General features: G+C 31.0%; 1 protein-coding gene. It reads right to left on the bottom strand.

What is annotated here, in order from left to right:
* Nucleotides 1–193, bottom strand: a 193-nt coding sequence (locus tag G3A46_RS14285; RefSeq protein WP_206736034.1) for a hypothetical protein, incomplete at its 3' end; no start/stop codon positions are given.
* Nucleotides 194–281: the final 88 nt, after the last annotated feature.

Raw genomic sequence — 281 nt, 5'->3', positions numbered from 1 at the left:
AAAAAACGGGGTTATATTTGCACCCGCTTAACGAAACAGAATTGCTTGTTTCAAGGGTTAAAAAATCGCTCTTTAAAATTTTATAAAAATACTTTTTCAAAAGTGTTGCAGGTATCAAAAATGGTTTTATATTTGCACCCCGCTTTGGAAAACGTTTTTTTAGTTTTAGGGTGAAGCGTAAAAGTTCTTTCAAATCTTTTTTAATTTATTTTCTACAAAGTGTTGTAGGTTTAAAAAAGAGTTGTATATTTGCACCCGCTTAGCGAATAAGCGAGTTCATA

Origin of the sequence: Aequorivita sp. KMM 9714, from assembly GCF_011065475.1 — a bacterium.
Lineage (GTDB): Bacteria > Bacteroidota > Bacteroidia > Flavobacteriales > Flavobacteriaceae > Aequorivita > Aequorivita sinensis.
The sequence above is the reverse complement of the archived record's forward strand: the minus strand, read 5'-3'. Positions and strand labels throughout refer to the sequence as shown.